Below are 2,169 nucleotides of genomic sequence, written 5' to 3'. Positions count from 1 at the left end.
ACCTTCCGTATTTTGCTTCACTAACAACTCGGCTTGCCGTTCAACTTCGTGTTTAAAAAGGTAATTATTCTCCACCGCCCGTTTTCCAATCTCGGCTCCCGCAACCGCACTTTGGGTGCTGTCGCCAACCAAGGCGCCGCTTAAGCCTGCGGCAATTTGGCTTAGCGCCGAAACCGTTTCTTTTTGCTCTTCGGTCAGTTTATCTGCCGTTGTGCCGTAAAGCTGTTCGGTGATGATTTTTGCTGCTAACTCGCCGCTGGCTGCCCCCACTGCGCCCGCAGCCACGTTATTGCCGGTGGCGTAGGCTTCGACTGCGCCCAACACGGCGTGTGCCATGATGTTGGCGCTGTCGTTGCCTTCGGTCGCTTGTTTAATTGCCAGATTGGCGTAGGGCGATACCCCGCCCACAACCGCACTTTCGGCACTGCCGGTTGCAATGCCTTGCAATACGCCGGTCACGGCGCGCACCGCCATTTGGATGGCGCCGCCTTTGCCGTATTTTGCTATTGCCTGCTCCGCATTAGCCAGCTGAATTTGTGCCGCCGCTTTCTGTTCGGTGCTGCTGTTGTCGTTGGCAAGAACCCCTTCTGCGTCGGCTTTTTGTTGTTGCGCTTCGTCCAGCTTTGGTTTCAGGCTCAGCACAATGCTGTTGTTGCTGATTTGTCCTATCACCTGTGCCATTTCGGCACGCTCTTGATATTCCGTTTTGTCGAATTCGGTGACTTTTTGGTTGGCGTTATCCGTATCGCGCGAAAGGGCGGTCGGCACGTCGCCGTTTCTTACCTCAAGGTTGATATTGCTTGATACCGCACTTTGCGTGGTCGAGCTGTCGTCTTTGCTGACATTGCCCAAGGCACTCATCGCCGCCGCCACGCCCGTCATCGTCAAATTGCCCATGTCGGTCGACAACCCGCCGCTGACGCTCTGCACGCTGACATCGCTGTAATTGTCGATGTTTTCCGTGGTCAGTGTGCCGGTGCTAAAGTGGTTTTTATCTGTTAATACATCAAACTATCTTTAAGAATAAAAATTTAGAAAATAAATTTCAACTACTCCCAGTCAATAGGCACCACTCCTGTCTTATTGCGCTCACTTTCTGGAATTGGAATATTTAATTCTGGCAATGCTAAAAATAATATTTTTGCAAAACGGTCAATAGCATTTAACCGCCATACTTTATCATCACAAAATTTATCAAACAATAATTTAGGAATGGCAATTTCACATTCTCCTCCCATATGTCCACCATATTGAAATCCAATATAAAAATACTCGCTATTTTTTTTATTTATCCAATATCCTGCAGGCAATTCATTTTCCATTAAATAAATCCTCAATATTTTTTATAATAACATCACTTTCCTTTAATTGCTCTGAGATTATGGCTTCAGGAACATTACCTGATGTTTTTCCGCCTGGAGTCCAATAATCAGGATGAGCTCCTATTTCATTTCCTGAAGGGATTTTTACATTAGGTTTGTCAATAATTGCAACTTTTGCATAACTTAAATAACCTGAAGGAAGACCTAATTTATCTTCAATCAAATTAATATTTCCCTCTGTTGCTTTATAAAGATTTTCTACATATGTTTTTGGTAAAACAAAAGCATTTTCAGGTCCGATCGTTCCACTTTTATGCGGTACAAAAAACCTAACCGCTCCATCATCAAACTGAGATAAATGCGCATCTATATACTCTTTAGGTAAATATTCTGTTGGATTTGGTCTCTTTCCTTTTTCAATTAATAGAATTTCATTAATTTTAGCTTCAGTTAGTGGGTAACCAGCGGGACTAGAAATAATATCTGCTTTACCCAATTTCACAGCACTTTTGGCCCCTGTTTTCACCAGATTTAAAGCCCCAGTCGTCCCTCCAATCACACCGAGTTCGGTTGATAAATACACCTGCATCCGCATCAGCTTCTCTTGCTTGACCATTGGCTTCTAGCCTATCAGCTTCCGCTAACTGTGATTTAATACTATCCGAAATGGTTGTAACCGGTGATTGTATCAAGGCTTTAATCGCTTTGCCCATTTCATGCAGTTGGGCTTGCGAAACCTCATCGCCCGTGATGGCTTTTGCCGTAATATTCGCCAGCTCAACAGAATCCGTGATGCCCTCTTTTGCAATTTTAATTAACGCTTCTTTTGCCACATCTTCGGCATATT

The 2,169-nt window shown here is 44.6% G+C and carries 4 protein-coding genes; all 4 read right to left on the bottom strand.

From position 1 onward, the window contains the following. Positions 1-930, bottom strand: a 930-nt coding sequence (locus tag FHQ30_RS09070) for a VENN motif pre-toxin domain-containing protein (protein WP_500692257.1), incomplete at its 3' end; no start/stop codon positions are given. Between the two features lie 119 nt (positions 931-1,049). Continuing rightward, positions 1,050-1,322: a hypothetical protein gene (locus FHQ30_RS09065; protein ID WP_139615100.1), complete on the bottom strand. Its 273-nt coding sequence runs from the start codon at positions 1,320-1,322 to the stop codon at positions 1,050-1,052. Further along, the gene (locus FHQ30_RS09060) at positions 1,312-1,824 is read right to left on the bottom strand and encodes a hypothetical protein (protein WP_139625165.1); all 513 of its coding nucleotides are present in this window, start codon (positions 1,822-1,824) and stop codon (positions 1,312-1,314) included. Before FHQ30_RS09060 ends, FHQ30_RS09065 begins: the two co-directional genes overlap by 11 nt. Then, positions 1,811-2,169: hypothetical protein (locus tag FHQ30_RS13270; RefSeq protein ID WP_500692256.1), on the bottom strand; the 359-nt coding region annotated here is incomplete at its 5' end. The genes FHQ30_RS13270 and FHQ30_RS09060, both read right to left, overlap by 14 nt.

The sequence above is a fragment of the Testudinibacter sp. 'clade 2' genome, from assembly GCF_006227735.1.
Classification (GTDB): domain Bacteria; phylum Pseudomonadota; class Gammaproteobacteria; order Enterobacterales; family Pasteurellaceae; genus Chelonobacter.
Note: the sequence above shows the minus strand (reverse complement) of the source record. Positions and strands in the feature narration are given on the sequence as shown.